The sequence below is a fragment of the Leifsonia sp. NPDC056665 genome (genome assembly GCF_042791795.1).
Lineage (GTDB): Bacteria > Actinomycetota > Actinomycetes > Actinomycetales > Microbacteriaceae > Leifsonia.
This window is the reverse complement of record NZ_JBHTXK010000011.1, coordinates 43,095-69,957: the sequence shown is the minus strand read 5'-3', so window position 1 is coordinate 69,957 and position 26,863 is coordinate 43,095. Positions and strand designations below refer to the sequence as shown.

The 26,863-nt window shown below is 70.2% G+C and carries 25 protein-coding genes; 10 read left to right on the top strand and 15 right to left on the bottom strand.

Going from position 1 to position 26,863, the window contains the following annotated elements; translation table 11 throughout:
• Window positions 1–105: 105 nt before the first annotated feature.
• Window positions 106–1,293, bottom strand: a complete 1,188-nt coding sequence (locus ACFQ9V_RS12155) for a metallophosphoesterase family protein (RefSeq protein WP_382459409.1) — start codon at window positions 1,291–1,293, stop codon at window positions 106–108.
• Window positions 1,294–1,608: 315 nt separating this feature from the next.
• On the opposite strand from ACFQ9V_RS12155, the gene ACFQ9V_RS12150 reads away from it, so the two are divergent.
• Window positions 1,609–3,507, top strand: coding sequence for a potassium transporter Kup (locus tag ACFQ9V_RS12150; RefSeq protein WP_382459408.1), 1,899 nt, complete (start codon window positions 1,609–1,611; stop codon window positions 3,505–3,507).
• 25 nt (window positions 3,508–3,532) lie between these two features.
• Here the strand turns inward: ACFQ9V_RS12150 and ACFQ9V_RS12145 are convergent, their stop codons facing one another.
• The 4 genes from ACFQ9V_RS12145 to ACFQ9V_RS12130 form a co-directional block, all read right to left on the bottom strand.
• The gene (locus ACFQ9V_RS12145; protein WP_382459407.1) at window positions 3,533–4,243 is read right to left on the bottom strand and encodes an alpha/beta fold hydrolase; all 711 of its coding nucleotides are present in this window, start codon (window positions 4,241–4,243) and stop codon (window positions 3,533–3,535) included.
• A gap of 90 nt (window positions 4,244–4,333) precedes the next feature.
• Entirely contained in the window at window positions 4,334–4,576 is a 243-nt protein-coding gene (locus ACFQ9V_RS12140; protein ID WP_382459406.1) for a three-helix bundle dimerization domain-containing protein, read from the bottom strand.
• Between the two features lie 61 nt (window positions 4,577–4,637).
• On the bottom strand, window positions 4,638–6,263 hold the full coding sequence (locus ACFQ9V_RS12135; protein ID WP_382459405.1) for an amidohydrolase: 1,626 nt from the start codon (window positions 6,261–6,263) through the stop codon (window positions 4,638–4,640).
• Entirely contained in the window at window positions 6,260–7,690 is a 1,431-nt protein-coding gene (locus ACFQ9V_RS12130; RefSeq protein WP_382459404.1) for a purine-cytosine permease family protein, read from the bottom strand. Before ACFQ9V_RS12130 ends, ACFQ9V_RS12135 begins: the two co-directional genes overlap by 4 nt.
• Window positions 7,691–7,773: 83 nt before the next feature.
• Between ACFQ9V_RS12130 and ACFQ9V_RS12125 the strand changes: the two genes are divergently transcribed.
• Window positions 7,774–8,430, top strand: a complete 657-nt coding sequence (locus ACFQ9V_RS12125) for a TetR/AcrR family transcriptional regulator (RefSeq protein WP_382459403.1) — start codon at window positions 7,774–7,776, stop codon at window positions 8,428–8,430.
• A gap of 186 nt (window positions 8,431–8,616) precedes the next feature.
• Entirely contained in the window at window positions 8,617–9,504 is an 888-nt protein-coding gene (locus ACFQ9V_RS12120; protein ID WP_382459402.1) for an arginase family protein, read from the top strand.
• A gap of 34 nt (window positions 9,505–9,538) precedes the next feature.
• Here the strand turns inward: ACFQ9V_RS12120 and ACFQ9V_RS12115 are convergent, their stop codons facing one another.
• Window positions 9,539–10,687 (bottom strand): lactonase family protein, encoded by a 1,149-nt coding sequence (locus ACFQ9V_RS12115; RefSeq protein WP_382459401.1) that lies wholly within the window; start codon window positions 10,685–10,687, stop codon window positions 9,539–9,541.
• A gap of 137 nt (window positions 10,688–10,824) precedes the next feature.
• On the opposite strand from ACFQ9V_RS12115, the gene ACFQ9V_RS12110 reads away from it, so the two are divergent.
• Together ACFQ9V_RS12110 and ACFQ9V_RS12105 are read left to right on the top strand one after the other, a co-directional pair.
• Window positions 10,825–11,490, top strand: coding sequence for a sigma-70 family RNA polymerase sigma factor (locus ACFQ9V_RS12110; protein WP_382459400.1), 666 nt, complete (start codon window positions 10,825–10,827; stop codon window positions 11,488–11,490).
• Window positions 11,487–11,699 carry a hypothetical protein gene (locus tag ACFQ9V_RS12105; RefSeq protein WP_382459399.1) on the top strand — a complete coding sequence of 71 codons (213 nt, stop codon included), beginning with the start codon at window positions 11,487–11,489 and terminating at the stop codon, window positions 11,697–11,699. The genes ACFQ9V_RS12110 and ACFQ9V_RS12105 overlap by 4 nt, the downstream gene beginning before the upstream one ends.
• 31 nt (window positions 11,700–11,730) lie before the next feature.
• Here the strand turns inward: ACFQ9V_RS12105 and ACFQ9V_RS12100 are convergent, their stop codons facing one another.
• From ACFQ9V_RS12100 to ACFQ9V_RS12090, 3 genes are all read right to left on the bottom strand, one after another.
• Complete coding sequence (locus ACFQ9V_RS12100) at window positions 11,731–13,149, bottom strand: diguanylate cyclase (RefSeq protein ID WP_382459398.1); 1,419 nt, start codon at window positions 13,147–13,149, stop codon at window positions 11,731–11,733.
• A gap of 8 nt (window positions 13,150–13,157) precedes the next feature.
• On the bottom strand, window positions 13,158–13,976 hold the full coding sequence (locus tag ACFQ9V_RS12095) for an alpha/beta fold hydrolase (protein ID WP_382459397.1): 819 nt from the start codon (window positions 13,974–13,976) through the stop codon (window positions 13,158–13,160).
• A gap of 156 nt (window positions 13,977–14,132) precedes the next feature.
• Window positions 14,133–14,966: a DUF1206 domain-containing protein gene (locus tag ACFQ9V_RS12090; protein WP_382459396.1), complete on the bottom strand. Its 834-nt coding sequence runs from the start codon at window positions 14,964–14,966 to the stop codon at window positions 14,133–14,135.
• Between the two features lie 181 nt (window positions 14,967–15,147).
• Between ACFQ9V_RS12090 and ppk2 the strand changes: the two genes are divergently transcribed.
• From ppk2 to ACFQ9V_RS12070, 4 genes are all read left to right on the top strand, one after another.
• Window positions 15,148–15,975 carry a polyphosphate kinase 2 gene (gene ppk2, locus ACFQ9V_RS12085; RefSeq protein WP_382459395.1) on the top strand — a complete coding sequence of 276 codons (828 nt, stop codon included), beginning with the start codon at window positions 15,148–15,150 and terminating at the stop codon, window positions 15,973–15,975.
• A complete protein-coding gene (locus ACFQ9V_RS12080; RefSeq protein WP_382459394.1) occupies window positions 15,959–16,714 on the top strand; it encodes a phosphatase PAP2 family protein in 756 nt (251 codons plus the stop codon). The genes ppk2 and ACFQ9V_RS12080 overlap by 17 nt, the downstream gene beginning before the upstream one ends.
• Window positions 16,711–17,460, top strand: a complete 750-nt coding sequence (locus ACFQ9V_RS12075; RefSeq protein WP_382459393.1) for a phosphatase PAP2 family protein — start codon at window positions 16,711–16,713, stop codon at window positions 17,458–17,460. Before ACFQ9V_RS12080 ends, ACFQ9V_RS12075 begins: the two co-directional genes overlap by 4 nt.
• A gap of 92 nt (window positions 17,461–17,552) precedes the next feature.
• On the top strand, window positions 17,553–18,488 hold the full coding sequence (locus ACFQ9V_RS12070) for a phosphodiesterase (RefSeq protein WP_382459392.1): 936 nt from the start codon (window positions 17,553–17,555) through the stop codon (window positions 18,486–18,488).
• Window positions 18,489–18,513: 25 nt separating this feature from the next.
• Here ACFQ9V_RS12070 and ACFQ9V_RS12065 read toward each other — a convergent pair whose 3' ends face one another.
• Together ACFQ9V_RS12065 and ACFQ9V_RS12060 are read right to left on the bottom strand one after the other, a co-directional pair.
• Window positions 18,514–20,094, bottom strand: coding sequence for a stealth family protein (locus ACFQ9V_RS12065; protein WP_382459391.1), 1,581 nt, complete (start codon window positions 20,092–20,094; stop codon window positions 18,514–18,516).
• 528 nt (window positions 20,095–20,622) lie between these two features.
• Window positions 20,623–21,195 (bottom strand): TetR family transcriptional regulator, encoded by a 573-nt coding sequence (locus ACFQ9V_RS12060; RefSeq protein ID WP_382459390.1) that lies wholly within the window; start codon window positions 21,193–21,195, stop codon window positions 20,623–20,625.
• Between the two features lie 86 nt (window positions 21,196–21,281).
• Between ACFQ9V_RS12060 and ACFQ9V_RS12055 the strand changes: the two genes are divergently transcribed.
• Window positions 21,282–22,007 carry an SDR family oxidoreductase gene (locus tag ACFQ9V_RS12055; protein WP_382459389.1) on the top strand — a complete coding sequence of 242 codons (726 nt, stop codon included), beginning with the start codon at window positions 21,282–21,284 and terminating at the stop codon, window positions 22,005–22,007.
• A gap of 47 nt (window positions 22,008–22,054) precedes the next feature.
• Here the strand turns inward: ACFQ9V_RS12055 and ACFQ9V_RS12050 are convergent, their stop codons facing one another.
• From ACFQ9V_RS12050 to ACFQ9V_RS12035, 4 genes are all read right to left on the bottom strand, one after another.
• The gene (locus ACFQ9V_RS12050) at window positions 22,055–22,987 is read right to left on the bottom strand and encodes an aldo/keto reductase family oxidoreductase (RefSeq protein WP_382459388.1); all 933 of its coding nucleotides are present in this window, start codon (window positions 22,985–22,987) and stop codon (window positions 22,055–22,057) included.
• Between the two features lie 127 nt (window positions 22,988–23,114).
• Complete coding sequence (gene lysA / locus ACFQ9V_RS12045) at window positions 23,115–24,374, bottom strand: diaminopimelate decarboxylase (protein WP_382459387.1); 1,260 nt, start codon at window positions 24,372–24,374, stop codon at window positions 23,115–23,117.
• A gap of 70 nt (window positions 24,375–24,444) precedes the next feature.
• Complete coding sequence (locus ACFQ9V_RS12040) at window positions 24,445–25,350, bottom strand: universal stress protein (RefSeq protein ID WP_382459386.1); 906 nt, start codon at window positions 25,348–25,350, stop codon at window positions 24,445–24,447.
• Entirely contained in the window at window positions 25,347–26,843 is a 1,497-nt protein-coding gene (locus tag ACFQ9V_RS12035) for an amino acid permease (RefSeq protein ID WP_382459385.1), read from the bottom strand. Before ACFQ9V_RS12035 ends, ACFQ9V_RS12040 begins: the two co-directional genes overlap by 4 nt.
• Window positions 26,844–26,863: the final 20 nt, after the last annotated feature.

Below are 26,863 nucleotides of genomic sequence, written 5' to 3'. Positions count from 1 at the left end.
CATTTTTGTTTTGTCGGGGTTTTTTTCGGTTCTTCTATTATCGCCTCGCTCTTGGTCCCTATTGCCCACCCCCGGGGGCGGTGCGGCCACTTGCGCCACGAATGCTCAGTGGTTGCAGGTGCCGGAGCCGGTGTCGGAGTAGTTCAGCGCCGAAGCGGGCTGGCCCGCGCCCGCGAGCGCCGGGGTGTACGCGTACGAGTAGCTGTGCTGCTTCAGCGTGAAGTTCATCGTGCCGTAGCCCTGGTCGAAGCCGGTGAGCACGTTCGCGTTGGCGTAGCTGCCATCCGCGTTCTTCGCCAGGCTGTCGAGCGCCTCGCCGCCGGTGCCGATGATGAACTCGGGGATGCCGCGCTTCGGGTCGTACTGGCCGGCCGGGTTCATCGGCTTGAGGTGCGCGTAGGCGTGCTCGTGGCCGTTCAGCACCAGGGTGGCGTGGTCGGCGTAGAGCAGCTTCCACCAGGCGTCGGCCACCTGGCCCTCCTGGCCGCCCGCGCCCGGGTCCCCGGCGCCGACCGTGGCGGTGGAGGCCGTGGTCGCGCTGAACGTCGGCTGGTGCCAGTAGGCGATCGTGCACTGCTGCTGGTTGCTCTTCAGATCGCTCGCCAGCCAGGTCGTCTCCTGCGCGAGGACGCCGCTGTCCGTGGTGGAGCAGTCGTTGTTGAAGGCCGCCGAGTTGCACTCCACGTTCAGCGAGATGATGTGCCAGTTGCCGAGGTTGTACGAGTACCAGCCCTGGTTCGCGGTCGTGTCGTCGCCGGCCTGGCCCGAGGCGTTCGGGGCGCCGGTCTGGTCGTGGCCGTTGAAGTAGGCGAAGTAGCCGTTGCCGTTCTGGCCGGCCTCGTTGTCGCCCTTCTTCGTGTACGAGTAGTACTCGTGGTTGCCCGGCGCCGGCTTCTCCAGGAACTTCAGGCCACCCCAGGCCTGCTCGAACGAGCCCTCGAAGTCGCTCAGCTTGCCCACCTCGTACTGCTCGTCGCCGAGCAGCGCGACGGCGTCCGGCTTCATCGCGTCCGTCTGCTTCGCGGTCGCGAACTCGGCGTCGTAGCCGCCGAGGCTCGGGCTGCCGCACTTGAGGCCGGCCGGCGTGGCGGCGTTGTCGCTATCGTTCGGCTCGCACGCGATGTCGCCGACGGCGGCGAGCGTGTAGGTCTTGTCGTTCTGCGCCTTGACGGCCGAGTCGTAGGGCCAGCCGTTGTCGATGGCGGGCGCGGCGACGGCTGCGGCCGTGGTGAGGAGCGTCGCGGCGACGACGCCGACGGCGATCAGTGAGAGCTTGCGGGTTCTGGAACGCATCGAGATCCTCCTGAGACTGGTGAGTCGACCCCCGGACAGGTGCGAGCCTCGGAGCAGCGGGCGTCGCCCAGGTGAACCGTCCCCGACCGGCGGGTGAACGCTCCCTGCGGACTCTCACAGGATTCGGCCCCACGGCAACCTGAATGCGCAGCGAGTCGGCGACTCACACGGTGCGACAAGTGGCGTAGCGTGACCGGCGTGCACCAGAACCAACAGCATTCACCGCAGAAGGTGGCCGAGCGGAGTCCCTCGCCGCAGAGCGATCCGCCGAAGGGACAGAGCCGTCCGCCGAAGGCACAGAGCCGTCCACCGAAGGTGACGGACCGCCGGAAGCGGCTGCTGTTCGGGGCGGCGCTGGCGGCGCTGGGCGTCGTCTTCGGCGACATCGGCACGAGCCCGCTCTACGCCCTGAAGACCGTCTTCCTGCTCGACGGCGGTGCGGTGCGCGCGAACCAGGGCGACGTCTTCGGTGTGATCTCGCTCATCTTCTGGAGCGTGACGATCATCGTCTCGATCAAGTACATCGGGATCCTGATGCGCGCCGACAACGACGGCGAGGGCGGCGTGATGGCGCTGGCCGCGCTCGCCCAGCGCCTCTACGCCAAGAACGCCGGCAAGGCCGGCACCCTCCTGGTGGTGGGCATCGTCGGCGTCTCCCTCTTCTACGGCGACTCGATCATCACCCCCGCGATCAGCGTGCTGTCCGCCGTCGAGGGCCTCCACGTCACCGTGCCGGCCATCTCGCACCTGGTCATCCCCATCGCCGCGGTCATCCTGGTCGCCCTGTTCGTCGTGCAGAAGTTCGGCACGGGGAAGGTGGGCGTGCTGTTCGGGCCGGTCATGGTGCTGTGGTTCGCCGTCATCGGAGTCGCCGGGCTCGCGATGGTCGTCCAGTTCCCTGCGGTGCTGCTCGGCCTGTCCCCGACCTACGCCATCGCCTTCATGGTCAGCAAGCCGCTCGTCGCGTTCGTGGCGCTCGGCGCGGTGGTCCTGGTCATCACGGGAGCGGAGGCCCTCTACGCCGACATGGGCCACTTCGGCCGGGCGCCGATCAGCCGGGCGTGGTTCTTCCTCGTCTTCCCGGCGCTGGTCCTCAACTACCTCGGCCAGGCCGCACTCGTGCTGCACGACCCGGCAGCCCGCGCGAACCCGTTCTTCCTGCTCATCCCGGAGTGGGGCCGGCTCCCCGTCGTGATCCTGGCGACCGCCGCGACGGTGATCGCGAGCCAGGCGGTCATCTCCGGCGCATACTCGCTCTCCCGGCAGGCCGTGCAGCTCGGCCTGCTGCCGCCGCTGACCGTCAAGCAGACCTCCCAGCACGAGGGCGGCCAGATCTACCTGCCGGCCGTCAACCTCCTGCTGTTCATCGGCGTCATGGCGGTCATGCTCTCGTTCGGCTCGTCCGACCGGCTGTCGACGGCGTACGGCATCTCGGTGACCGGCGCCCTCGTCGTGGACACCGTCCTGCTGCTGCTCGTCGCCCGGCCGCTCTGGCACTGGGCGACCTGGAAGATCGTGCTCGCGGCCATCGCCTTCGGCGGGCTCGAGCTCAGCTTCCTGGCCGGCAACCTCTCCAAGATCGTCAACGGCGGCTGGGTGCCGCTGCTGATCGCGGGAGTCGTCATCCTCGTCATGACCACCTGGCGGCGCGGACGGCAGCTCGTGCAGGCCGACCGGCTGAAGAAGGAGGGCTCGATGGCGCAGTTCATCGAGGAGATCCGCAAGAAGAAGCTGCCGCGTGTACCGGGCATCGCCATCTTCCCGCACCCGAACAAGGACACGACCCCGCTGGCGCTCCGTGCCAACGTCAAGCACAACCACGTCCTCCACGAGCACGTGATCATCGTGGGGGTGAGAACCGCGCAGGTGCCGCACGTGCCGGCCGCCGACGCCTTCGAGTACGACCCGCTCGGCTACGCGGACGACGGCATCGAGTTCCTCAACATCACGTTCGGCTTCTCGGACGACCCGGACATCCCGCGCGCCCTCCGCGCCGCGGTCCGGGAGGGCGTCCTCCCGCTCGACTCCGCGAACTTCAAGCAGGCGTCGTACTTCATCTCCCGCGGCGCGATCCGGATCACCCGGAAGGACAACATGGTGCCGTGGCGCCGGTCGCTGTTCGTCGCGCTCGCCCACAACGCCGCGAACCCGGCAGCCCGCTTCGGGCTGCCGGCGTTGCGGACGGTCACGATGGGCAGTGACGTCGAGATCTGAGATGTAGAAATCTGAGCGGACGGCCTCAGCTCTCTGCCGCCGCCCGGATCACCTCCGCGATCTGGGCGTGCTTCGGGATGAACGCCGTGTGCGAACCGTCGACGTGCGAGGTCGTCGCCTTCATCCGCTCGGCGTAGAACTCCTCCGCCTTCGGCGAGATGGCGTTGTCGTGGTCCGACACCACGAACCAGCTCGGGATGTCCTTCCAGCCGGCGGCGGTCGCGTTCTGGGTGAGGGAGGCCACCGCGAGCGGGCGCTGCGTGGCGTACATCACGGCCGCTGCCTCCTCCGAGGAGTCGCCGCAGAAGACCTCGCGGAAGCGCTCCTTCTTCACGTAGACCTCCGGGCCGCCGGGCGAGCCGACCGCGTCGTACGGGGTCGGCTGGTTCTCCGTCGCCAGCAGCGGAGCCGGGAACGGCTCCTGCGCGCTCACGCAGCTCTCGCCGACGTCGAGGCCGAAGGCGGCCAGGTAGACGAGGGCCTTCACGTTGGACAGGCCCGCGGAGGCCTGGCTGATGACCGCGCCGCCGTAGGAGTGCCCGACCAGCACGACGGGTCCGTCGATGGCGCCGACGACCCGCGCGACCGAGTCCGCGTCGGTGAGCAGGCTCCTGAGCGGATTCGGCGGTGCGACAACCGGGTAGCCGGATGCCTCCAGGTCGCCGATCAGGCCGGCGAAGCCGGACGCGTCGGCGAAAGCACCGTGGACGAGCACGATCGTGGGCTGAGCAGCCATGAGTCTTCCTTCGTTTCCGTGAGTGGGTGGACGACGCCATCCTGGAACCCACACACCGAACGCGGCAAGACCCGACCGCCCGACCGCCCGCTACTCGGCGGAGCCGGTCTCCCCGTCGAGCTCCGTGCGCACCTCGTGCTCGACCAGCACCGGCACGAAGTCGCGCACGGGCGCGTCCTCGTACTGCTCGTAGTGCTCCTCGACCAACTGGTCGATCTGCTCCTTCGGCACCTCGGGGAAGCGGTCGCTGAGCCGCTCGGCAGCGTGCTCGAGTGCCACGGCTTCGTCCTGCAGACCCGCACCCTGGGTGCGCTTGTCGTGTTCGCTCGTCATGCCGCGATTGTCCGCCGGGAGGCAGAAAAGGCAAGGGAAGGTCCGCAGAACGAGCGGACCGCTACGCCCGGAACACCGTCCGCCCCGCCACGATCGTCTCGATCACGCGGGCCCGCAGCAGGGATGACGCCCCCTCCGCGAAGACGTCGGAGTCGAGCACTGCGAGGTCGGCGGCGTAGCCCGGCGCGATCCGCCCGCGCCAGTCGCCGTCGCCCACCGAGGCGGCGGCGTCCCGGGTCGCGTGGGCGACCGCACGCTCCAGCGGCAGCGCGTACTGCGGGTGCACCGCCGGGACCGACGGGTCGAGCGCGGACGCCCGGGTGGAGGCCACGTACAGGTTCGCGAGCGCCTGGTGCGGCGCGGTCGGCGAGTCGGTCGAGAAGGCGAGGAGCGCGCCGGCGTCCTCGTACTCCGGCCACGGGAAGGCCCGGTCGACCCGCTCGTCGCCCAGCATCTCGGCCCAGTTCTCGAAGATCGCCGGATCGGAGTGCACCGGCTGCATTGAGGCGGTCACGCCGAGGCGCGCCATCCGCTCGGCCGTCCCGGGCGCCGCGTACTCCAGGTGCTCGATGCGGTGCCGGCGCGGAAGGTCGCCGTTGACGGCGACGGCCTGCTCCAGCGCGTCGAGCGCGAGCTGGCTCGCGTAGTCGCCGATCGCATGCTGGGCGATCTGGAGGCCGGCCGCGTCCGCCGCGGCGACGACCGGCGCGAGCCGCTCCAGCGGCCAGATCGGGTCGGCGTTGCTGCCGTCCGCGTACGGCTGCCGCATCGCGGCGGTGCAGGCGTCGATCACGCCGTCCAGGATGAGCTTGATGCCCACCACGCGCAGCCACGGCGTTGCCGGCTCGGCCGCGAGCTGCGCCGCCAGCTCGACCTGCGCGAGGTTCGCCGCGTCGTCGCCGGTGTTCGTGATGAGCCAGTGCGCCGCGACGCGGAGCGGGAGCTCTCCCCCGCGCCGCTCCTGCGCGCGCTTCAGCGCGGCCAGGCCGAACTCGTCGAACGCCATGTCGACGACGCCGGCGACGCCGGTCGCGAGGTAGGCGTCGATGGTGCGCTCGACGTGCTCGTCGCGGTCGGCGTCGGTGGTGGCCTCGTCGCGCTGCGCCCAGGCGTACTGGGTCGCCGCGGTCTCCAGCAGGAGACCGGTCGGCTCGCCGTCCGCGTCGCGCACGATCTCGCCGCCGATCGGGTCCGGGGTGTCGCGCGTGATGCCGAGCTCGGCCAGCGCCGCGGTGTTGACCCAGCAGGAGTGGTAGTCGTTGGCGTCGAGGTACACGGGGATCTCGGCGATCACCGCGTCGATCATCCCGGCGGTCGGCGCCCCGCCCGGCACGGCGTCGAACAGCCAGCCGCGCCCGCGCAGCACGGTCGCGTCGGGTTGGGCCTCGCGCGCCTCCACCAGCAGCCGGAGGATGCCGTCGAGGTCGCGCGCGTCGGTCAGGTACACCTGGCCGAGCGCGGCGCCCATCATCAGCAGGTGCGTGTGCGCGTCGGTGATCCCGGGGAGGACGAGGCGGCCCTGAAGGTCGACGGTGCGGTCGGCCGCGCGTGCGGCGCCGTCCTCCCCGACCCAGCTGATCGTCTCGCCGGTCACGGCGAGCGCGGTCGCCCACGCGGCCTCCGGGTCGGCGTCCGCGGTGAAGACGCGGCCGTTGCGGTAAAGCGTGGTCAGGGTGCGGTCGGTCACAGCCGACCCTCCTTTCCGAGCCGGGTGCGGCTCAACAGGGTGTAGATGAGTGCGCTCACGGTGATCCCGACCGGAACGGACAGGTCGACGTGGCCGATCGCGGCCGAGATGGCACCCGTCCAGACGTCGGTGGACAGGCAGAGCGCCGTCGCGATCCCGCCGATCGCCAGTGCCGTGATGCCCGGGATGCTCCAGCCGCCGGTGTACCAGAACCGGCCTCCGCGCCGGTCATCGAACAGGTCGAGGCCGTCGTAGACGTTGCGCCGCCGGATCACGTCGACCACGAAGATCGCCATCGCGGGCCCCGAGACCACGACCAGGAACTGCAGCAGCAGGTTGGCGGCTTCCAGCAGGCTGGACGACAGCACCAGGTAGATGGTGAGCGCCGTCCCGACGAGGCCGACGATGATCGCGGCCGGGATGCGCTTGAGCTTGAACCCGATCGCCTGCAGCGACATGCTCGACGAGTAGGCGGTCATCGCGTTGAGCGCGATCGTGTTCACGATGACGCCGATGACCAGCAGCGGGCCCATCCAGCCCGGGAGCAGGTCGAACAGCGCGACGTCGATCCCCGCGTCGAACGCCCCGGACTTCAGCCCTGTCGCCAGCAGCACTCCCACGATCGTGAACACCACGAACGGGAGCGCGCCGCCGAGCGCCGTCGCCGCGGCGATGTGCGACGGCTTGGTCGAGCGCGGCAGGTAGCGGGCGAGGTCCGGGCTGTTGATGAACGACAGCGGCGAGGAGGCCAGGATGGTGAACCCGACTGTGATCGCCGACCAGAGCGCGATCCCGCTCAGCGGGTGCGCGGCCGTGTAGCCCCAGTTCACCGTCGGCAGGATGAACAGCGAGACGCCCACGAAGATCACGAACAGCAGCACGGCCATGACCGGGTAGATGCGCAGGATGAGCGCGTGCCCGAAGATCGCGACCGCGATCGTCACCGCGGAGACCACGATCGTCACGCCGATCGGCACCCAGACCGGGTCGCTCAGCCCGACCCTCCGCAGCAGGTCCGCGCCCATGAAGGAGGACGCCAGCCAGGTCAGCGCGAGGAAGACCGCGCCGATGAACCAGCCGACGAACGCGACGAAGAGCTTGTTGCCGATGATCCCGTACATGGCGCGGGTCACCACCGAGCCCGAGGTGCCGGAGGCCGGACCGCTGGCCGCGATGATCCCCGGGAACACCCAGAGCAGCGCGGCGACCAGGATCACCAGGACCGCCTGCCAGATCTCGAGGCCGAGCAGGATGAGCGTCGCGCCGATCGTGAAGTTGAGGATGCTCACCCCCGGCGCCGCCCAGACGAAGAACAGGTCGCGGGCCCGGCCGTGCCGCTCGGCGTCGCCGATGACCTCGATCCCGCGGGTCTCGGGTTGGGTGGACACATCCACGAATTCGTCGGCGCCGATCCGTTCTCGGGTCATGGCGTTCCTCTCTGACTCAGCTCCATTGCTATTGGTCATGTGCCCAATTGGCTATTGGTCAGTCATTCAATAGCATGGGAGGCATGGAGTCAAGAGCGACGTCCGAGGAAGCCCCCGAGCAGGCGGCCACGAGCCAGCCCCGTTCGCGCAAACCCGCCGAGGAGCGCCGCGAGGAGATCCTCGCCGCGGCGGCCGAGATCGCGATCGAGGAGGGCCTGGAGCGGATCACGCTCCGCGCCGTCGCCGCCCGGCTCGGCGTCCGGCCCGGCCTGATCTCGCACTACTTCCCCGCGGCGGAGGACCTCGTCGACGAGGCCTTCGCCCGCGCGGCGACCATCGAGCGCGAGCGCTTCTTCCCGACAGAGGGGCCGCCGCTGGAGCGGCTCGCGCACTTCGTGCACCACATCGACTCCGGGGCCTCCTGGCCACTGGCCCGGCTGTGGCTGAACGCGCGGCACCTCTCCCGCTTCACTCCGTCACTGGAGGAGACGCTGCGCGAGCAGGACGCCCTCGACCGCTCCCGGCTGCGGGCCATTGTGCAGGAAGGGGCCGACGCCGGCGTGTTCGCCGAGGTCGACCCCGAGTGGGCGAGCATCCGCATCCTGATCGCGGTCGACGGGAGCGGCTCCTACGTCAACAGCGCCGGCGACCTCAGCAACCCGGCGCAGCTTCGCTTCGTCGCCGACGTCGTCGAGTGGACGCTAGCCCTGCCTCCCGGCACCCTCAACACGACCCCCTGACCAGCAGTTCCGGAGTTGTGCACGCGACACGCCGGTGCGTAGCGTGCAGAACTCCGGAATCGACGGCCGGCGGCTGCGAGAAGTATTTTTCGACTCGGTACAGATGTGCTTGCTCGGAAGCAACTAATAGTTGCTATCGTGTCCTCACCCGCACCAACACGCTTTACCCGAAGGGCGTCTGGAAAAATGAGCACCGTGGTCGACCAGGATCCGGCGAACCCTCTCGCACAGGCGCCGAACGAGTCCGGCCGGGCGAACACAGCCCGACCGACCGTCACCGCGTTCGTGGACGGGGTTTCGGGCCACAACGACCGCGCCAGGCGCGCCACCATCGACCTCGCGAAGACGCTGGGCCGTCGGCTGGAGTCGAAAGTCGGCGTGATCGGCGAAGGCACCGCGCACCGGCAGAGCCTCGGCTGGCGGGCCGCGCTCCACGAGGCCAAGGCGGAGCTGGATGCGCTGGCGGAGACGACGGAGCACTCGCTGCGGTCCGCGTCGTTCAGCGCCTTCTGCCTGACCAGGAACGCGGCCGCCCTCGCCACCCTCCCGGCCGTCGCCCGGGCGTACCCGGACGCCGCGACCGTGTGGATGGGGGCTCACCCCTGCCTGCACACCCCCGCGACCACCCGCACCGGCGACCTCAGCGGGATGGCCCTCGGCGGCGCGACCGGCTTGTGGAAGACCGGGCACGGCGGCGACCTGGCCCTCTCGAACGTGGTGCTGGTCGGCGCCCGCGACCTCGACCAGGCCGAGCGGAACGTCATCGCCAACTCCCCGATCCGCAACATCCCGACCGGGCCGCGGATGCAGGAGGAGCTGGCGGAGACGATCGCCGGCCGCGAGGTGTTCGTGCACTTCTCCGCCGACGTCCTGCAGCCCGGCATCGTCCTCACCGACTTCCAGGTCGCGAACGGCCTGACCATCGATGCCGTCGTGGCGACGGCCCGCACCCTCGCAGGCGAGCGCGTGATCGGCCTCCAGCTCAGCGAGCTCGAGCACGACCCGACCGATCGCTTCAACACCTCCGCCCAGCTCGTGCTGGAGATGCTGACGCCGCTGCTGCCGCGCACGTAGCACGCAGCAGCAGCGGCGTCAGCGTGGGAGGCCCTCACTCCGCGGCGATCCCCTCTCCGCCCGCGGCGCCGGGGACGACGACCGACCCGACGCTCGTCAGGCCGCCGCCTGCATTCACCCGGAACCCGTCGACCACTCCGGCCGCACCGGTCTGGACGTAGAGGAACCGGCCGTCCGCGGTCACGGTCGCGTCGACCGTCCCCGCGCCGGTCGCCGTGTTCCCGAGCGCCGTCAGGCCGCCCGCTCCCGCATCGAGGTAGCCGGAGAGCGTTCCGCTCGCGGCGTTGGAGGCGTAGAACGCCGAGCCGTCGCGGACGATCCAGCACGTCGCGGCCTGACCGGTCGCGGCGGTCGCGATCGGGGTGACGACGCCGCTCGGCGCGATGGCGAAGGTGGCGACGGCGTTCGTGTTCGCCTCGGCCACCACCAGGTGGCCTCCCGCGTCGAACGACACGGCGAACGGCACCGCGTTCGGCTCGACGTTCGTCACCGGATGCGCGGAGAGACCGCCCAGCCGATCGACGCCGAACACGTCGATGGCGCTGCCGTTGCCCTTGGTCGTGACGACGACCTTCGACCCGTCCGGCGTGAACGCGACCTGCCCCGGCGTGTGCGTGAACTCGGGCGTGAGGTTCGGGTCGAGTCCGAGCGGGCGGTTCCAGACCGGGATGCGGACGAGGAAGTCGGCCACGCGGACGAAGCCCTGCACCGATCCTCCCGCGCGCGCGTTGAGCACGTAGACCAGGGCGCCGTGCGCGGTCACACTGACCGGGAAGCTCCCGCCGGAGCCGATGACCTCCCGCCGGACGAGCTGGTCCCCGTGGACGGCGAAGACCGTCACGGTGTTGCTGCCGGCGTTGAGCGCGTAGAGGAGGCCGCGGTCGAGGACGAGCGAGCCCTGCGACGCGAGGTGGTCCACGACCGCGCCGGCCAGCGCGCCGCCCAGGCCGCCGGTCGGGTAGGTTCCGGCCTGGTGGAGCGAGCCATCGCCCGCGCGGTCGTAGGCGACCACGGCGTTGCCGGCGAGTCCGTCGGTCTGGACGAAGACCGCCGAACCGGTGTGCGCTGTGGAGTCCGGCGCCGCGTCGGCCGACGCGGGTGCGGCGAGGGCGGGCCCCGCGAAGAGGGCCGTCGCGGCGACGGCGACCGCCGACGCGAGGGCGAGACGAAGTGGTGTTCTCATGATTCTCCTTCGATCCATCCGTTCGGCGCCGAGACGCCCTGGCCGAGCGCGACGGGCGCGCTCGAGGGGTGAGTGTCACGCCGCGCGGGATGCTTACCTGTTCGACCGGAACTTCCGCGCGGCCCTACGATCAGGGCATGGGTGTCGACGCGGGACCGGAGCGCTGGCGCCCCACCGACGACGACCGCGCCGAGACGGACGAGTGGCGGCGGACCCTGACCGCCGGCGGCGCCGTCCAGCGCACGGCCGAGACCCGGCTCTACGAGCTGCTCCTGCGCGTGGCGCGCGGAGAGGTCCGCCGGCGCTCGGCGTCGCTGCCGTTCGCCGGGCCCGAACTCGACGACATCGCCCACCAGGCGGCGGCCGACGCGGTCATCGGCGTGCTGCGCCGGCTGCACGAGTTCCGCGGCGAGAGCCGCTTCACGACCTGGGCGTACACCTTCGCGATCTTCGAGGTCTCGACCAAGGTCGGCCGGCACTACTGGCAGCGCAGGACGCTCTCCCTCGACGCGGCCGGCTGGGACCGCCTCCCCGACCGGCTCGGCATCTCGCCGGAGGAGGCCGGGATGGCGGCCGAGCTGCTGGCGGCGTTGCGGCACGCCATCGACACCGTGCTCACGCGCAAGCAGCGCGAGGTGCTGCTCGCCGTCGTGGTGGAGGGCGTCCCGCTCGAGGCGCTCGCGGTCGCGCGAAAGACCTCCCGCGGGGCGCTCTACAAAGTCCTCTTCGACGCGAGAAGGAAGTTGCGGCGTTACCTTGTCACTAATCACTATCTGGACGACGACGGCGAGGAGGTGACATGAGCGCACGAACCCGGATCGGGGACTTCCTGGAGACCGGCCCGCGCGACGCGGGCTGCGCGGAGACGATGTCGCTCATGCACGTCTTCGCCGAGCTCGTGCTGTCCGGGAGGGACGCCGCGGCGCGCTACCCGGGCGTCGCCCTCCACCTGAAGCGCTGCGCGGCGTGCGGGGACGACTACGCGGGGCTGCTGGCGGCGCTGGGCGGCTAGTCCGAACCCACACTGCGGGCTCGGTCGCGCGCTAGGCGAGCACCACCGTGATCCGGTCCTTCCCGGCCTGCTTCGACGCGTACATCGCCGTGTCCGCGAGGTCGATCATCCTCGTGACGGTGACCGAGCCGTCGCGGTCGGCCGACTTCACTGCGATACCGACGCTCGCGGTCACGGGATGGGACTTGGCGCCCGCGAGAGGTTCACGGATGACGTCGCAGACGCGCTCCGCGATCGCACGTGCGCCGTCGCCGTCGGTGTCCTCGCACACGATGAGGAACTCGTCGCCTCCGAGACGACCGACCGTGTCCTCGTGGCGGACTGCTGCACTCATCCGGCGGGTGATCTCTCTGAGGACGTCGTCGCCGATGCCGTGCCCGAACTCGTCGTTGATGAGCTTGAAGCCGTCGAGGTCGACGAAGATCAGTGCCACGGGGCGACGGAGCTCCCCGGAAGCGTGCAGGGCCTGCTGGATGGCGCCCTCCAGCATCACCCGGTTTCCCAGGCCGGTGAGCTGGTCGCGCAGCGCGAGCGCCTCGAGCTGTCGCTGCAGCCGGAGCCGCACCAGCACCTGTGCGGCCTGACGCGCCAGAGCCGCCTGGAGTTCGACCGTCCGCTCGTCGAATTCGCGCTCGCGGCGGAAGAGACAGGAGATGACGCCCAGGACGGCGCCGTCGTGGATCATCGGTGTCGCCGTGGCGGCGCCGAACCGCGCCGCACGCATCGCTGCGGCCGACCCGGGGAACCGGGCATCGGCGTCGGCCGGGCTCGAGACGGTCACGATCTCGCCGCGCGCGGCCGCGTTCGCGATCGGCCGTTCCGGGGAGTCGCCCAGGTACGGGTCGAGTGGTGTCGGCCCGGAGGTGAGCTCCAGCGAACCTCGACGGTCCGCGGCGAGGACGACGACATCCGAGGCGTCGAACGCCGCCTGGAAAATGGAGGCGATCACCTCGTTCACCTGCGCCTCGGTGTCGAGCCTGCTGAACGTCGCGGCGGCGTCCTGCAGCACCCGCACCCTCGATTCGGACTCCTCCGCCGCGCGGCGGGCGGCCAGAAGCTGGAGCTCGTAGCTCCGGCGGCCCGTCGCATCGAAGATCGCGAACCGCACGAAGCGGAGCTCGCCGTCGCCGCCGCGGACTGCGACGGCGTTGACGAGCGCGGCCGATGCGGTCCCGTCCGCGCCCACGATCGGGAGCTGCACTTCCCGTGCCTCCTCGTTGAGCAGGACGACGGGCAGGAGTCGCGTCTCGTAGAAGAGCCGGCCCGCCGCGTCGAGCAGGTCGACGATCGGGCGGCCCACCACGCGGTCGCGGGTGTGGCCCGTCATCCGGAGGAAGGTCTCGTTCACGCGGAGGACGACCCCGTCCGGACGCATCGAGAGGAGACCGCACGGTGCGTTCTCGTACAGGTCGACGAGTGACGAATCGCCCGACGCCTCATCGAGGGGCACGGGCTCCGTCATCGCAGGTAGGCCCGGATCGCCGCAGAGACCTGCTCCGGATCGGAGAGGTTGGGACAGTGGCCGGTGGCCGTCAGAACGACGAACTCGCTGCCGGCGATCTGCTGGTGCACGTACGACCCGACCGGCAGCGGCGCGATCGGATCGTCGGTGCACTGGAGCACCAGCGTCGGCGTCGTGACGAGCGGGAGGTCACGCCGGTTGTCCGAGAGGAACGTGACGCGCGCGAAATGGCGCGCGATGGCCGGATCGACCCGGCAGAAGCTCTCCGTCAGCTCCTGGCCGACCTCCGGCCGGTCGGCGTTGCCCGCGATCACCGGCGCCATCGCCTCCGACCAGCCCAGGTAGTTGAGGTCGAGGGTGTCGAGCATGGTGTCGATGTCGGCCGTGGAGAAGCCGCCGACGTAGCCGTCGTCGTCGAGGTAGCGCGGCGAGGGACCGACGAGCACGAGCGCGCCGAACCGTTCCGGCGCGCGGATGGCAGCGAGCACACCGATCATCGCACTCACCGAATGGCCCACGAAGACCACGTCGACCACGTCGAGCGCTTCGACGAGCTCGACGAGGTCATCGGCATAGCCGTTGAGCGAGTCGTACTTCGCGCGCTGGTAGGCGGCGCGATCGGAGTCGCCCGCGCCGACGAGGTCGAAGAGCACCACCTCGTGGTCCTTCTCGAAGTCCGTCGCTACGGCACGCCACATCTCCTGGCTGCAGCCGAAGCCGTGAGAGAAGAGCATCGGCCGCGCTCCAGCGATTCCCGACACGACGACGTTGTTCCGACGACGCACGCCGGCCTCACGATTGAACACGTCTGCCATGCCGGCTCCCGGGTCTGTGCTCGGGGATGCGTCGATCACGCGTCGGACGCCCGGCTTGCACAGAATAGTTGTCACGCGGCAGAACGCACAACACGGCGGCGAGCGGCCTGATGCGCGGGCTCTAGACGCGCCGGCTGCGTCGGACTCCGCCGGCGATCAGAACCGCGCCAGCCACGCTCGCGCCACGTTGTACACCCCGGACGCGATCAGCCCGACGCCGAGCACCACGATGACGAGGCCGCCGAACGGAAGCTGCGCGAGCGTGTCGAGCCCGCCCGTGAGCCCGGTCGCGTTCGCGGGCTGGACACGGATCGCGGCGAGGATGAAGGCTGCGCCCGCCGACATCACCACGATGCCTTTCGCGAGGTAGCCGACCACCCCGAGGATCGTCACACCTCGTCCTGCGTTGCCGTGCGGCAGCCGGATGTCTCGGCGGAAGCGACGCCGGACGCCCTTCACGACGAAGTAGACGCCGACCCCGCAGACCACCAGTCCGACGACGCCGAGCAGCAGCTGGCCGCCGGGGGTCGACAGGATCCCCGTGCTCAGCTGACGTGTCGAATCGCTCGCGTGGGTCGGATGCCCTTGGGCGAACGCCACGGCCGTGAAGCCGAACACGGCGTAGGCCACCGCCTTGCTCAGCTGCTGCAGCCGCCGCGACCAGGCGGCGCCCGATCCGCCCCTGACCAGGATCGCCTCCGTCAGCAGCCAGAGCGCGAGGGCGAACAGGCCGATCGCGGCGACCCACAGGACGATGAACCCGCCAGGGACCTTCGTCACCTCTTCCATGGCGCCGGTCTGGTCGGCTTCGCCGACCTGCGTCGCCCCGAACTGGATCGCCAGCCCGCCCAGGAGGATCTGGATCACACCGCTCGCGGCGAACCCGACCCGAGCGGGGATCTCGAGCAGTTTGCTGTCGCCGGCGACGCGGACCGCCTTGCGCACGTCCGCCTTGCCCGCCTCGGCGCCCCCCGCCTTCGCGCTGGTCATCGCAGCCTCCTTCGTATGTTCGGGTCGAAACATCCACACGTGCCAACTCATTGATAGCCCTCGCACGCTTCCCTGACGTGGGGTTGACACTCGAGTAGCACGATGCACGAGACTTTCAACCCCGAGGAATGTCTTCGCCTTCGCCGTATGCTCGGTCGATCATGCGAACCGAAGGCGGCAGATGAGCACCCCGAAGAAGAAGACATCGAAGGGGGACGGACCCGGCAAGGCCGCGTACGAAGCAGAGCTGAAGCGGCTCCAGGTCGAGCTGGTGGCCATGCAGCAGTGGGTCGTCGCGACCGGGGCCCGCGTGCTCGTCATCTTCGAGGGACGGGATGCCGCGGGCAAGGGCGGGGCGATCAAGCGGATCATCCAGTACCTCAATCCACGGTCCGCCCGGGTCGTCGCGCTGGGCGTCCCCACGGAGCGCGAGAAGAGCCAGTGGTACTTCCAGCGCTACATCGAGCGGCTCCCCGCGGCGGGCGAGATCGTGCTGATGGACCGGTCCTGGTACAACCGCGCCGGTGTCGAGCATGTGCTCGGCTACTGCACGCCGGACCAGTACGAGACGTTCCTCCGCCAGGCTCCGGCGCTCGAGCGGTTGCTCGTGGAGGACGGCCTCACGCTCTTCAAGTACTGGTTCTCGGTCTCCGACGAGGAGCAGCAGAAGCGGTTCGAGAAGCGACTGAAGGACCCGATGCGCCGCTGGAAGCTCTCCGAGACGGACCTCCACTCGATCACGCACTGGGAGGAGTACTCGCAGGCCAAGGACGACATGTTCAAGGCCACCGACATCCCCGAGGCGCCCTGGTGGACGGTGGAGAGCGACGACAAGAAGTCGGCCCGCCTGAATGTCATCAGCCATCTCCTCTCGCAGATCCCGTACGAGACGATCGAGCCGAAGAAGCTGAAACTCCCCGAGCGACCGGCCGCCGACGACTATGTGCGGCCGCTGCGCGAACTGTACAAGTACGTGCCGGATCGAGCCTCCGATGACCTCAGCGCTTAGCGATCGGCGCGCAGGGACGCGTCGACGATGGCATGAGAAGTTCCTCGCCGAGGAGCGGGTCGTGCCGGCCTCCTCCCGGCGCAACCTGTACATCGTCTCGGCCGTCCTGATGGTGGTCGGGCTGGTCTGCTTCCTCGTCGTGCTGGACTCGGTTCGCGAGAGCGACGGGCTGTCGGCGATCGACCGGCCGATCCAGGCTTGGCTGGAGGGCATGCGATCACCGACGCTGACCGTCGTGATGGCGGTCGTCGCCACGGTCTTCGGCCCGATCGTCCTGCCGATCGTCGTCCTCATCACGGTGGTGTGGTGGGGCATCGCGGCGCGACACGCGTGGCGACCGCTCCTGCTCGCCGTGAGCATGGGCGTCGGCGTCGCCACCGTCCAGATCCTCGCTCCGGTCATCGGGCGGCACCGGCCACCCGTCAGCTCCATGCTGATCGGTGTGGACCACACCTCGTCGTTCCCGTCCGGGCATGTGATGGGCGCAGCCGATTTCCTCCTGATCACGGCCTATCTGGTCTTCTCGCGCCGCCGCAACCCGGTGCACACGGTCATCGCGGTCGCCCTCGCGTTCGCCCTGGCGCTCGCGACCGCCGCCTGCCGGGTCTACCTGGGGTACCACTGGCCGACCGATGTGCTCGCCTCGATGTCGCTCTCGCTCGTGGTGATCGGCGGCGTGATCGCCGTGGACACCTGGCGGACCGTCCGGGTGCGGGCTTCCGGGCTCGAGTCGCCATGAGCGCTCATCAGCACGAGCCGGGCAGCGGCCCGGTGAACGCGATCGAGGAGGTCGTCGCCAGCGACGCCCCCGCCGAGGTCAAGATCGCCCGGCTGTGGTGGGTCGTCTCCGGGGTGGCGGCGCTCCTCTTCGTCGTCCTGCTCGCGACGGTGATCTTCTACCGGCAGGCCGACAAGCCGTTCCCCTTCGAGCTCGCGTGGATGAACGAGATGGTCAGGCTGCGGGCGCCGATCTGGACGGTCCCCGCGCTCGTCCTCGATCAGGTGGGCGGTGGCATCAGCTCGATCGTCTACGTCCCGCTCGTCATCATCGGCGGACTGCTGATCTGGCGCCGTCCCTGGGCCGCCCTGTACTACGTGATCGCCGCGGTGACGAGCGGCGTGATCGTGACCATCATCAAGAACCTCGTCGGACGCCCGCGGCCGACGGCGATCCTCGTCCAACCCGACTTCGGCTCGTTCCCGTCCGGGCACAGCGCCACCGCCGCCCTGATCGCGACGACGCTCGCGATCATCTTCTGGCGCAGGTGGGTTCTGATCGCGGGTCTGGTCTACACACTGCTGATGATGCTCAGCCGCACCTATCTCGGCGCGCACTGGATCCTGGACACCGTCGGGGGCATGCTCGTCGGGGTGGGTGTCGGGATCATCCTCTGGGCGCCCTTCGCCCTGCGGCTGTACCGCGAGCGCCGGCGCCCCCATCCACCCATCTGGATCAAGGTGGACCGCCATCCGGCGGACGCCTAGAGCGCACGGTGCAGGCATCCTGCACGTATTCTCATCGGGGCCACGCCCGGCACGTTCACGGGCCGTTCAGTCGGGAGTGGTTCGATAGCCGCGTGAAGACGCGAATCGCGGAGTATCCGCGGCCGGACCACTTCCTGCTCCACATCAGCGACACGCACCTGCTCGCCGGTGGTGAGCGCCTGTACGGGAGCGTCGACAGCGAAGAGCATCTCCGGGCTCTGCTGCAGGACGTCGAATCGTCGGGCGGCCGTCCGGAGGCGATCGTGTTCACCGGGGATCTGGCCGACCGCGGCCAGCCCGACGCCTACGCGCGGCTGCGCGCGCTGGTCGAGCCCGTCGCCGCGCGGATGGGCGCGCACGTCATCTGGGTGATGGGCAACCACGACGAGCGCGCCGCCTTCCGGCGCACCCTGCGCGACGAGCCGGGCGGCACGGCGCCCGTCGATGACGTGCACTGGATCGGCGGCCTGCGGATCATCACGCTCGACTCCACCGTGCCCGGCCATCACTACGGCGACGTGAGCGAGTCGCAACTCGACTGGCTGGCCGCCGAGCTGGCGTCGCCCGCGCCGGAGGGCACCATCCTGGCGATGCATCACCCGCCCGTGCCGAGCGTGCTCGACCTGGCCGTCTCGGTCGAGCTGCGCAACCAGTGGCAGCTCCGCGAGGTGCTGGAGGGGAGCGACGTGCGCTCCATCATCGCCGGGCACCTCCACTACTCGTCGACGGCCATGTTCGCCGGCATCCCGGTCTCCGTCGCCTCGGCGAGCTGCTACACGCAGGACCTCAACGTCCCGGTCGGCGGCACGCGCGGTCGCGACGGCGCGCGCGCCTTCAACCTGGTGCACGTCTACCCGGACACCGTGCTGCACTCGGTCGTCCCGCTCGGCCAGTACCCGGCGCTCGACTACATCGACGCGGAGGAGTCGGCGCGGCGCCTGGCCGCCGACGGCATCCGGATCCCCGATGCCGTGCGCAGGCCGGTCCGCGAGCAACCGCCGACCACGCCCATCCCGATCCTGCACTGACCGGACGGGACGCCGTCGCCGCGTGTTACTCGGCCGGGCGCTCCCACGGCGCGCGGAACGGGAAGTACCGCTCCAGGAAGTCCGTCACGACCCGCAGGCGCTCGGCCGGCTCGATCTCCGGGTGGGAGCCGTCGTTGAGGCAGAACATGTCCTGGTCGCGCTTCTTCAGGAGCCGCCGCATCATGTCCGGCGCCTGCCGCAGGGTGGTCTCGATGTAGAGCACCTTGGCCTGTGCCTGGGTGACCGCACGACCGGTCATCAGCCCGTAGTAGTGGTAGAGCGAATTGGTGACCGAGATGTCCGTCGCCGAGCGGAACGGGCTGGCGGCGGTGCGGCGGAAGTCCTCCGCGAACTCCCGCTCCATCTCCTGCAGCACGCTGATCCGCAACGGGGCGGCGCAGTGCTCCAGGTGGCGGGTGGTCACGCGGCCGAACCGCTCCCACAGCAGCCGCCGGTTGACGCGCGCCGCGTTCTCGAAGCCGCTGCGGGCCGGGTCGGTCTCGCCGAGGCCGATGCGGGTGCCCGCCTCCACGAACTTCGTCACCCCGCCGGGCGAGAAGAAGATGTCGGGCGAGAGCGGGCGGCCGATGAACATGTCGTCGTTGGAGTACAGGAAGTGCTCGGCCAGCCCCGGGATGTGGTGCAGCTGGCTCTCGACGGCGTGCGAGTTGTGGGTCGGCAACCCGGAGGTGTCGGGGAAGAAGTCCTCGCTCCGCATGATGTGGATGCTCGGGTGCTCCGGATCGAGCCACGGCGGCACGGGCGAATCGGTCGCGATGTAGATGTTCCGGATCCACGGCGCGAACATGTGGACGCTGCGCAGCGCGTACTTGAGCTCATCGATCTGCCGGTACCGCGCCTCGTTGTCGTCGCCTTCGCCGACGACGTACGCCTCCATCCGCGCGGCGCGCTGGCGCTGGAATTCGGCGTCGGAGCCGTCCACCCACGAGAACACGATGTCGATGTCGAAAGCGACGTCGCTCGCCAGCGGCTCGAACATGTGCTGGAGGGTGCGCCAGCGGCGGCCGTACAGCTCCACCTCCGCCTCCACGGCCTCGCTGCGCGGCAGTCGCGGCCGCATGATCGCGTTCGGGCGCGGAGCCGTGATCTCGTCGTCGCCGAACCGCCAGAACTCCAGTTGGAACGCGGTGTCCGCGCCGTAGCGCAGGCGCCCGATCGGCTCCACCCGGGGACGGTACAGGCGCAGGACGTCCGTCTTGCGGCGGGAGAGCCGGCCGTCCGCGACAAGCAGGTCGTCGTCCTCCTGGTCGACGCTGTGCACGTAGAACGGCTCGTCGGCGAAGGCGGCCGCGAGCGCGGCAGCCGTCTCCTTCCGGCGGCGGCGGTCGATCGCGATGATCGGCCGGTTGTCGTCGCCGCGGACCAGCAGGAACTCCAGCCCTGTCGCGTCCAGCGCTTCGCCGACCGCGAGGAGGTCCTCGATCATCGACGCGCGCGGCGTGAAGGGACCGGAGACCAGCGTGAACATCCCCTTCCGCTGCACGATGCCGTCGCGGGCGAACCGTTGGGCGCCCGAACCGGAGTCGCTGGTGACGACGACGGGTTCGGGCTCGACGGAAAGGGAGGCGGGAGGGAAGTCAGGCATACGCCCCTCACTCTAGGCTCCCCCGGTCGGGTCGGTTGACCGCGCTCAACCGCTACTTCAGCGTCGGCGGGATCGGAGGCTCCCTGGCGGGGCGGTGACGAGGCTACGTCGGACCGAGGTGGGCTGGTCTTCGGAAATGATAAATGCCACGATGAAACCCGTTGACATTGATTGGGTTGCTAGCATTACCCGGATGGAGAGCAATGTGAGCGGCATGATTCTGCTGACCTTGATGATCGGGCTGCTCGCCCCGGCCGGTCTCATCGCAGCGGTGCTGGGGAGGCTGTGGTGGTCGTCCTCACGAGCGCGGCGACGCTCGCGAGCTTCTTGAGCCAAGGCTCCGGGGACACGCAACTGGCGGTGCGCTGACTGGAGATTCCAACCGACCCCGCTCCCTGGCGGGGCGGTGACCCGGCGTGGCAGGGTGTCCCCATGAAGGCGATCGTCGTGGACGACAAGACCCGCGCTCGACCCGAGCGAGCGGCGCAGGGGCAAGACCGTCATCGAGGTCCGCCCGCGCGCGATCGGCTAGGGCACGGCGGCTGCCGCCTCGGCGAGCCGACCTGCCGCGTCCCGGATGCACGAGGCCAGGTCCGTCTCCTGCCCGTCCTCGGTCCACTGCTCGAACCCTCGGCGGAAGATCGCGATCCCGACATCAGCGAAAAGCTGGGCCGTCGGCGGTTCGGCGCCACGCTCCCGCAGGGCGATGGCGAGGGCGGAGGCGGCGGCGGCGAATTTCGCCTGGCCGCGCTCCTGCAGCTCGGGGCTTCCGGCGATGATCTCGCGGCGCTGCGCGGCGTGCTCGGCGACCCGTTCACCGAGCCTCCCGCCCACGTCGACGAGAGCCTGGAGCATGGCCGGGAAGGGCGCGACGCCGGGGGCCACCGCCCGCAGCGCCTCCGCCAGCGCCTGCGGCAACCGGTCGGAACCGGCGAAGAGCACGTCGCGCTTGTCGGCGAAGTAGCGCGAGAACGTGCGCCGAGTGAGCCCGGCGCGGTCCGCGATCTGCGCGACCGTGACGTTCTCGTAGCCGAACTCGAGGAACAGCTCGATGGCGGCCGCGCGCAGCCGCTCCTCGCCGCCGGGCTCCCATCTGCTCATGGGCCGATTCTATCGGGAATGTCCCACTGAGACATCGTCGGTGCTACGCTCATGTCCCAAAGAGACATCACTCGGTCGGAGGCACTATGAACATGACAGGACAGCGGGTCATCGTCGTCGGGGGCAGCTCCGGCATGGGGTTCGCGACGGCGCGGGCGGCAGCCCTGGACGGCGCGCACGTCAGGATCGCATCGAGCAACCGGGCTCGCATCGACGCGGCACTCCGTGAACTGCCCGACGGGTGCGCGGGTGCGGTGCTGGACGTGCGGGACGAGTCCCAGGTCGCGGCGGTCCTCGAACAGTTCGAGGACCTGGATCACCTCGTCTTCACCGCAGGCGACGACTTCACTCCCCGTCCGCTCGCCGAGCTCGACCTGGAGGCTGGGCGCGCCGCCCTGGAGGTCCGCTTCTGGGGCGCGGTCACCGTCATCAAGCACGCGATCGGTCGACTGCGACCGACAGGCTCGATCACGCTGACGACCGGGACCGTCGGGCAGCGTCCGATGCCCGGTGCGGTGATCGCGGCGGCGGGTGCGGGCGCAGCGGAAGCCCTGGTGCGCGGGCTGGCGGTCGAGCTCGCCCCGATCCGGGTCAACGCCGTCCGCGCCGGTGCCGTCAGGACTCCGATGTGGGACCGGATTCCCGCCCCGCAGCGGGACGCCGCCTTCGTCCGCCTCGCAGAGAGGACGCTCGTCGGAGCGATGGGCGAGCCGGAGCAGATCGCCCAGGCGCACCTCTACCTGATGACGAACGGTTATGTCACCGGGACCACCCTCGCCGTCGACGGGGGCTCCCTGCTGACAGCGGGCTAGCATGCCGACCCGTCCGCAGGTCGCCTCCGTCGCGAGCCTGCCTGCGGCTACGGAACCAGGTACCCCGCCGCCCGGTACAGCTCGTACCACTCCGGCCGAGTCAGCGGCAGCTCGGAGCCGAGCGCGGCGGCGGCCACGCGCGACGGCGTCGTCGTGCCGAGCACGACCTGCATCCGCGCCGGGTGGCGGGTGATCCACGCGACCGCGATCGCCTCGGCGGGGACGCCGTACTTCTCCGCCAGCCGGTCCACGACCGCGTTGAGCTCGGGGTAGCGCTCCGAGCCGAGGAACGGGCCGTCGAAGAAGCCCGCCTGGAACGGCGACCAGGCCTGCACCGTGATGTCGTTGAGCCGGCAGTAGTCGAGGATCCCGTAGTCGCGGCTGACGGACTGGTCGAGGGCCTGCATGTTGGAGGCCACGCCCTGGGCGATGATCGGCGCGTGCGTGATCGAGAGCTGCAACTGGTTGGCGACGATCGGCTGGGTCACGTACCGGCGCAGCAGGTCGATCTGGCCGGGCGTGTGGTTCGAGACGCCGAACGCCCGGACCTTGCCCGAAGACGACAGCTCGTCGAACGCGCGCGCGACCTCCTCCGGCTCGACCAGGGCGTCGGGACGGTGCAGCAGCAGGATGTCGAGGTAGTCAGTACCCAGCGCCTCCAGGCTGCCGTTCACCGACTCCAGGATGTGCTCGGCCGAGAAGTCGAAGTACGGACCGTCCGGCACGATGCCCGCCTTGGACTGGATGACGAACTCCTCGCGCTCGGAGGGGCTCAGCTTCATCGCCTCGGCGAACCTGCGCTCGCAGCCGTGCAGCGGGGAGCCGTATACGTCGGCGTGGTCGAGGAAGGTGATGCCGGCGTCCCGGGCGGTCCGGACGAGCGTGCGCACCTCCTCGTCGGTCTTGTCCTGGATGCGCATCAGGCCGAGCACCACATTGGGCGCGGTGATCTCGGTGCCGGGCAACGTGAATGTTCGCACGGGTCGTCCCTTCTGGACAGCGGTGGGGGCACGCCCGGACGGACGTTCCTCCACGCTACGAAGGCGGCATTCGGAAGTCCAACAACTGTTGTCTCTGCCAGTGATCAGCCGGATCGATCAAACGACCTCAGAGGTCGCGGTCGAAGAGGTCCTCCCACGTCTCCCGGCGGATGACGGCCCGCGCCTCGCCGTCGCGCACGAAGACCACGGGCGGACGGCGGTACCCGTTGTAGTTGTTCGCCATCGTGTGCGTGTACGCCCCGGTCGCCGGCACGGCGAGGAGGTCGCCGACGCGGGCGGTGGGCAGCCGCAGCGGGTCGATGAGCACGTCCCCCGACTCGCAGTGCCGGCCGACCACTACGACCTCCTCGGCGTCCTCCTCGTGCAGCCGGCCGGCGAGGACGGCCTCGTAGCGCTGCTGGAACAGGGCGACCTCCAGGTTGTCGCCCATGCCGCCGTCGACGGCGACGAAGGTGCGGGCGTCCCGCTTGACGGTCGTCACCGTGTAGAGGGTGAAGGCCGACGCGTTCACCATGCTGCGGCCCGGTTCGATGATGAGCTCGGCGTCGGCCGGCAGGTGCTCGTCGGCGGCCGCGAACAGCGCCTCGACGTACTCGTCCACGGACGCGGGCCGGTCGTCGATCGTGTAGCGGGCGCCGAGGCCGCCGCCGAGGTCGTAGACCGGGAAGTCGCCGAGGGCGGCGAGCGGCGCGACGGCGGCGGCGAGCTCCGCCGGGTCCATGATCTGCGAGCCGACGTGCGCGTGCACGCCGCGCAGCTCGAGCAGCGGGCTCGCCTCGATCCGGGCGATGAGGAGGCGTGCCGCTCCGACCGTGAGCCCGAACTTGGAGCCCAGCTGCCCGGTCTGCACGTGCGGGTGCGTGGACGAGACGACCTCCGGGATGACCCGGACGAGCACGCTCTGGACGGTTCCGGGCGCGACCAACTGCTCGAGCCGGTCGACGTCGTCCGCGTTGTCCACGACGACGAGCCCGACCCCGGCCTCCACCGCGATCCGCAGCTCCTCCGTCGTCTTGGCGTTGCCGTGCATGACCAGGAGCGCCGGGTCCACCCCCGCGCGCAGAGCACTGAGGATCTCGCCGCCGCCCGCGACGTCCAGGCCGATCCCCTCCTCGACCATGACCCGCTGCACAGCGGTCGCGGGGAAGGCCTTCGATGCGAAGACGACCCGTGCGTTCGGCCGGCGCGACGTGAGGGCGGTGCGGTACTCGCGCGCCCTGGACCGCAGGGCGTCCTCGTCCACGACGATCGCGGGGGTGCCGAACTCCCGCGCGAGGTCGTCGACCCGGCAGCCCGCGATCACGAGGACGCCGTCGGGGTCGACGGTCGCTCCGGCCGGGAAGAGGTCGACGAGGGGGTGCGGCATGGCGGTGTCCTTGGGTCGGGGTCGGTTCAGGAGGTGCTGCGGTCAGTCGCGGGAGGTCAGTCGCGCGAGGTCAGCCGCGTTCGGGGCCGGTGACGCCGTGCGGGACGACGACGACCGGGACGGGCGAGTGGCGGACGATCTTGGCCGCGTGCGAGCCGAGGAAGACGCGGGCGATCGGGCCGAGCGTGCTCGATCCGACGACCAGCACCTCGTCCGGCTCCCAGCCGACGTCGGCCAGGGCGGACTCCCACGTCTCGCCCCTCCCGACCGCGACGTCGGAGACCGGCGGAGCGTCCGGCAGTTCCGACACCTGACGCACCAGCGCAGCGGCGTGCCGCTCGATGTCGGCGGCCCAGGTGTCCGCGACGGCCTGCTCGGCGTCGAGCCCGGCGCCCGAGGTGCCCGAGTCGCGCGGCACGACGGCGAAGGAGGCGACGCGCAGGTCCGCGCCGACCGATGCGGCCACTCCGGCCGCGCCGAACACGAGTCCGGTCGACGCGCCGGTGCCGCGGTAGGCGGCGGTGACCCGGCCGACGCGTGCGCCCTCCGCCGTGCGGTAGCCGCGGGGCGCGATGGCGACGGGAACGGGGGACGCGTGCAGCAGGGTGTCGCTCGCGGAGCCGAGGCCGATCCGCCCCGCCTGCGCGTCCGTCGCCGAGCCGACGACGATCAGCGACGCCTCGCGCTGCTCGGCGAGCTCCACGAGCCCGCGACGGGCGGAGGGCGCTTCGTGGAGGAGGTACTCCGCCGCGACCGAGCCGCCGAGCACCGCCGCGGCGTGGTCGAGGGCGCTGTCCGCGTTGTCCCGGGTGTAGCCGCGCCACTCCGTGTCCGCGCCTCCCGCCGTCGTCGGCCAGGCGGGCGGGACGATCGCGGCCACGATCAGGTCGGCGCCGGAGGAGCGGGCGAGCATCTCGGCCAGGTGCAGCGCGGAGGCCGAGCGGTGCGCGGGATCGACGCCGACGACGATGCTCATCGCCTGCCCGCCTTCCTGCGCTCGGCGGCCTCGCGGATCTCGTTCCTGCTGGGCTGGGCGAAGTTGCTCGTGTACGGGGCCTCCGCGCCGGCGACCGGTGTCCCGGTCTGCAGCGTGGAGTGCTTCCGGCCGTAGAACCAGTAGAAGACGAGGAAGGCGGCCGTCCAGATCAGGAACACGATGATCGTGACGAGGCGCAGCTGGGTGATGATCGCGATGCAGCCCGCGATCGACAGGATCGGGATCGTCCAGCCGAACGGGAGGCGGAAGCCGCGCTCCAGCTCCGGCTCCCGCACGCGCAGGATGATGACGCCGAGCGACACGACGAGGAAGGCGACCAGGGTGCCGATGCTCGTCATCTCGGCCAGGAAGTCGATCGGGACGACGGCGGCGAGGACGCTCGTGGCGATCATAACGATGACGGTGTTCTTCACCGGGGTCATGGTCCGCGGGTTGACCTTCGCGAACACCTTCGGGATCATCCCGTCCCGCGACATGGCGAACAGGATGCGCGTCTGCCCGTAGATGACGACCAGCGTCACCGAGAAGATGGAGATGATCGCGCCGATCGCGACGATGGTCCCCGGCCAGGTGGAGCCGATGATGTTCTGCAGGATCGCTGCGAGCCCCGCGTCCTGGTTCGCGAACTTCTCCGGAGCCTGCGCGCCGAGCGCGGCGAGGCTGGTGGCGACGTACAGCACGATGATGATCACCAGCGCGAAGATGATCGCGAGCGGCAGGTTCCGCTTCGGGTTCTTGGCCTCCTCGCCCGCTGTCGACACGGCATCCAGCCCGACGAACGAGAAGAAGATGATCCCGGCGCCGCCGACGATGCCTGCGAACCCGGCCGGCGCGAAGTTGTGGAAGTGGTCGCTGTTCCACCCGGTGAAGGCGACGGCGCAGAAGAACAGCACGACGGCGATCTTGATGACCACCATGATGCTGTTGACCATCGTGGACTCGCGCGCCCCGCGCAGCAGCAGCAGCGAGCACAGCACGATGACGATCACCGCGGGGATGTTGACGATGCCGCCCTGCTCCGGCGCCTGGGAGAGCTGCACCGGGAGCTGCCAGCCGAGGAGGTTCTGCAGCAGCTGGTTGACGTACTGGGACCAGCCGACGGCGACGGCCGCAGTGGAGACGCCGTACTCCAGCAGCAGGCAGGCTCCCACCGCCATCGCCGTTCCCTCACCGAGCGTCGCGTACGCGTACGAGTAGGTCGACCCGGAGGCCGGGACGGCGCCCGCCATCTCGGCGTAGCAGAGCGCGGTCAGCCCGGCGACGACGCCGCCGATGACGAACGACCAGATCACCGCGGGACCGGCGACGGGGACCGCCTGGGACAGGATGAAGAAGATTCCGGTGCCGAGCGTCCCGCCGACACCGATCATGGTCAGCGAGAAGAGGCCGATGCTGCGTCGCAGGTGCGCCTCGCCGGCGCCGGGAGGCGTCGTGGGCTTTCTGCGCAGCAGCTGCTGAGCGATTGTGGGCATATCTACCAGTCTCCTTTGAT

Bases quoted from the DNA above. Each gene is read 5' to 3' on its own strand.
- ACFQ9V_RS12145 (WP_382459407.1), bottom strand. From the start codon at position 4,243: ATGGCTGCTCAGCCCACGATCGTGCTCGTCCACGGTGCTTTCGCCGAC.
- lysA (WP_382459387.1), bottom strand. From the start codon at position 24,374: ATGCCGCACCCCCTCGTCGACCTCTTCCCGGCCGGAGCGACCGTCGAC.
- ACFQ9V_RS12075 (WP_382459393.1), top strand. From the start codon at position 16,711: ATGAGCGCTCATCAGCACGAGCCGGGCAGCGGCCCGGTGAACGCGATC.
- ACFQ9V_RS12105 (WP_382459399.1), top strand. From the start codon at position 11,487: ATGAGCGCACGAACCCGGATCGGGGACTTCCTGGAGACCGGCCCGCGC.
- ACFQ9V_RS12140 (WP_382459406.1), bottom strand. From the start codon at position 4,576: ATGACGAGCGAACACGACAAGCGCACCCAGGGTGCGGGTCTGCAGGAC.
- ACFQ9V_RS12040 (WP_382459386.1), bottom strand. From the start codon at position 25,350: ATGAGCATCGTCGTCGGCGTCGATCCCGCGCACCGCTCGGCCTCCGCG.
- ACFQ9V_RS12110 (WP_382459400.1), top strand. From the start codon at position 10,825: ATGGGTGTCGACGCGGGACCGGAGCGCTGGCGCCCCACCGACGACGAC.
- ACFQ9V_RS12120 (WP_382459402.1), top strand. From the start codon at position 8,617: ATGAGCACCGTGGTCGACCAGGATCCGGCGAACCCTCTCGCACAGGCG.
- ppk2 (WP_382459395.1), top strand. From the start codon at position 15,148: ATGAGCACCCCGAAGAAGAAGACATCGAAGGGGGACGGACCCGGCAAG.
- ACFQ9V_RS12035 (WP_382459385.1), bottom strand. From the start codon at position 26,843: ATGCCCACAATCGCTCAGCAGCTGCTGCGCAGAAAGCCCACGACGCCT.
- ACFQ9V_RS12155 (WP_382459409.1), bottom strand. From the start codon at position 1,293: ATGCGTTCCAGAACCCGCAAGCTCTCACTGATCGCCGTCGGCGTCGTC.
- ACFQ9V_RS12060 (WP_382459390.1), bottom strand. From the start codon at position 21,195: ATGAGCAGATGGGAGCCCGGCGGCGAGGAGCGGCTGCGCGCGGCCGCC.
- ACFQ9V_RS12065 (WP_382459391.1), bottom strand. From the start codon at position 20,094: ATGCCTGACTTCCCTCCCGCCTCCCTTTCCGTCGAGCCCGAACCCGTC.
- ACFQ9V_RS12080 (WP_382459394.1), top strand. From the start codon at position 15,959: ATGACCTCAGCGCTTAGCGATCGGCGCGCAGGGACGCGTCGACGATGG.
- ACFQ9V_RS12090 (WP_382459396.1), bottom strand. From the start codon at position 14,966: ATGACCAGCGCGAAGGCGGGGGGCGCCGAGGCGGGCAAGGCGGACGTG.
- ACFQ9V_RS12130 (WP_382459404.1), bottom strand. From the start codon at position 7,690: ATGACCCGAGAACGGATCGGCGCCGACGAATTCGTGGATGTGTCCACC.
- ACFQ9V_RS12095 (WP_382459397.1), bottom strand. From the start codon at position 13,976: ATGGCAGACGTGTTCAATCGTGAGGCCGGCGTGCGTCGTCGGAACAAC.
- ACFQ9V_RS12125 (WP_382459403.1), top strand. From the start codon at position 7,774: ATGGAGTCAAGAGCGACGTCCGAGGAAGCCCCCGAGCAGGCGGCCACG.
- ACFQ9V_RS12115 (WP_382459401.1), bottom strand. From the start codon at position 10,687: ATGAGAACACCACTTCGTCTCGCCCTCGCGTCGGCGGTCGCCGTCGCC.
- ACFQ9V_RS12055 (WP_382459389.1), top strand. From the start codon at position 21,282: ATGAACATGACAGGACAGCGGGTCATCGTCGTCGGGGGCAGCTCCGGC.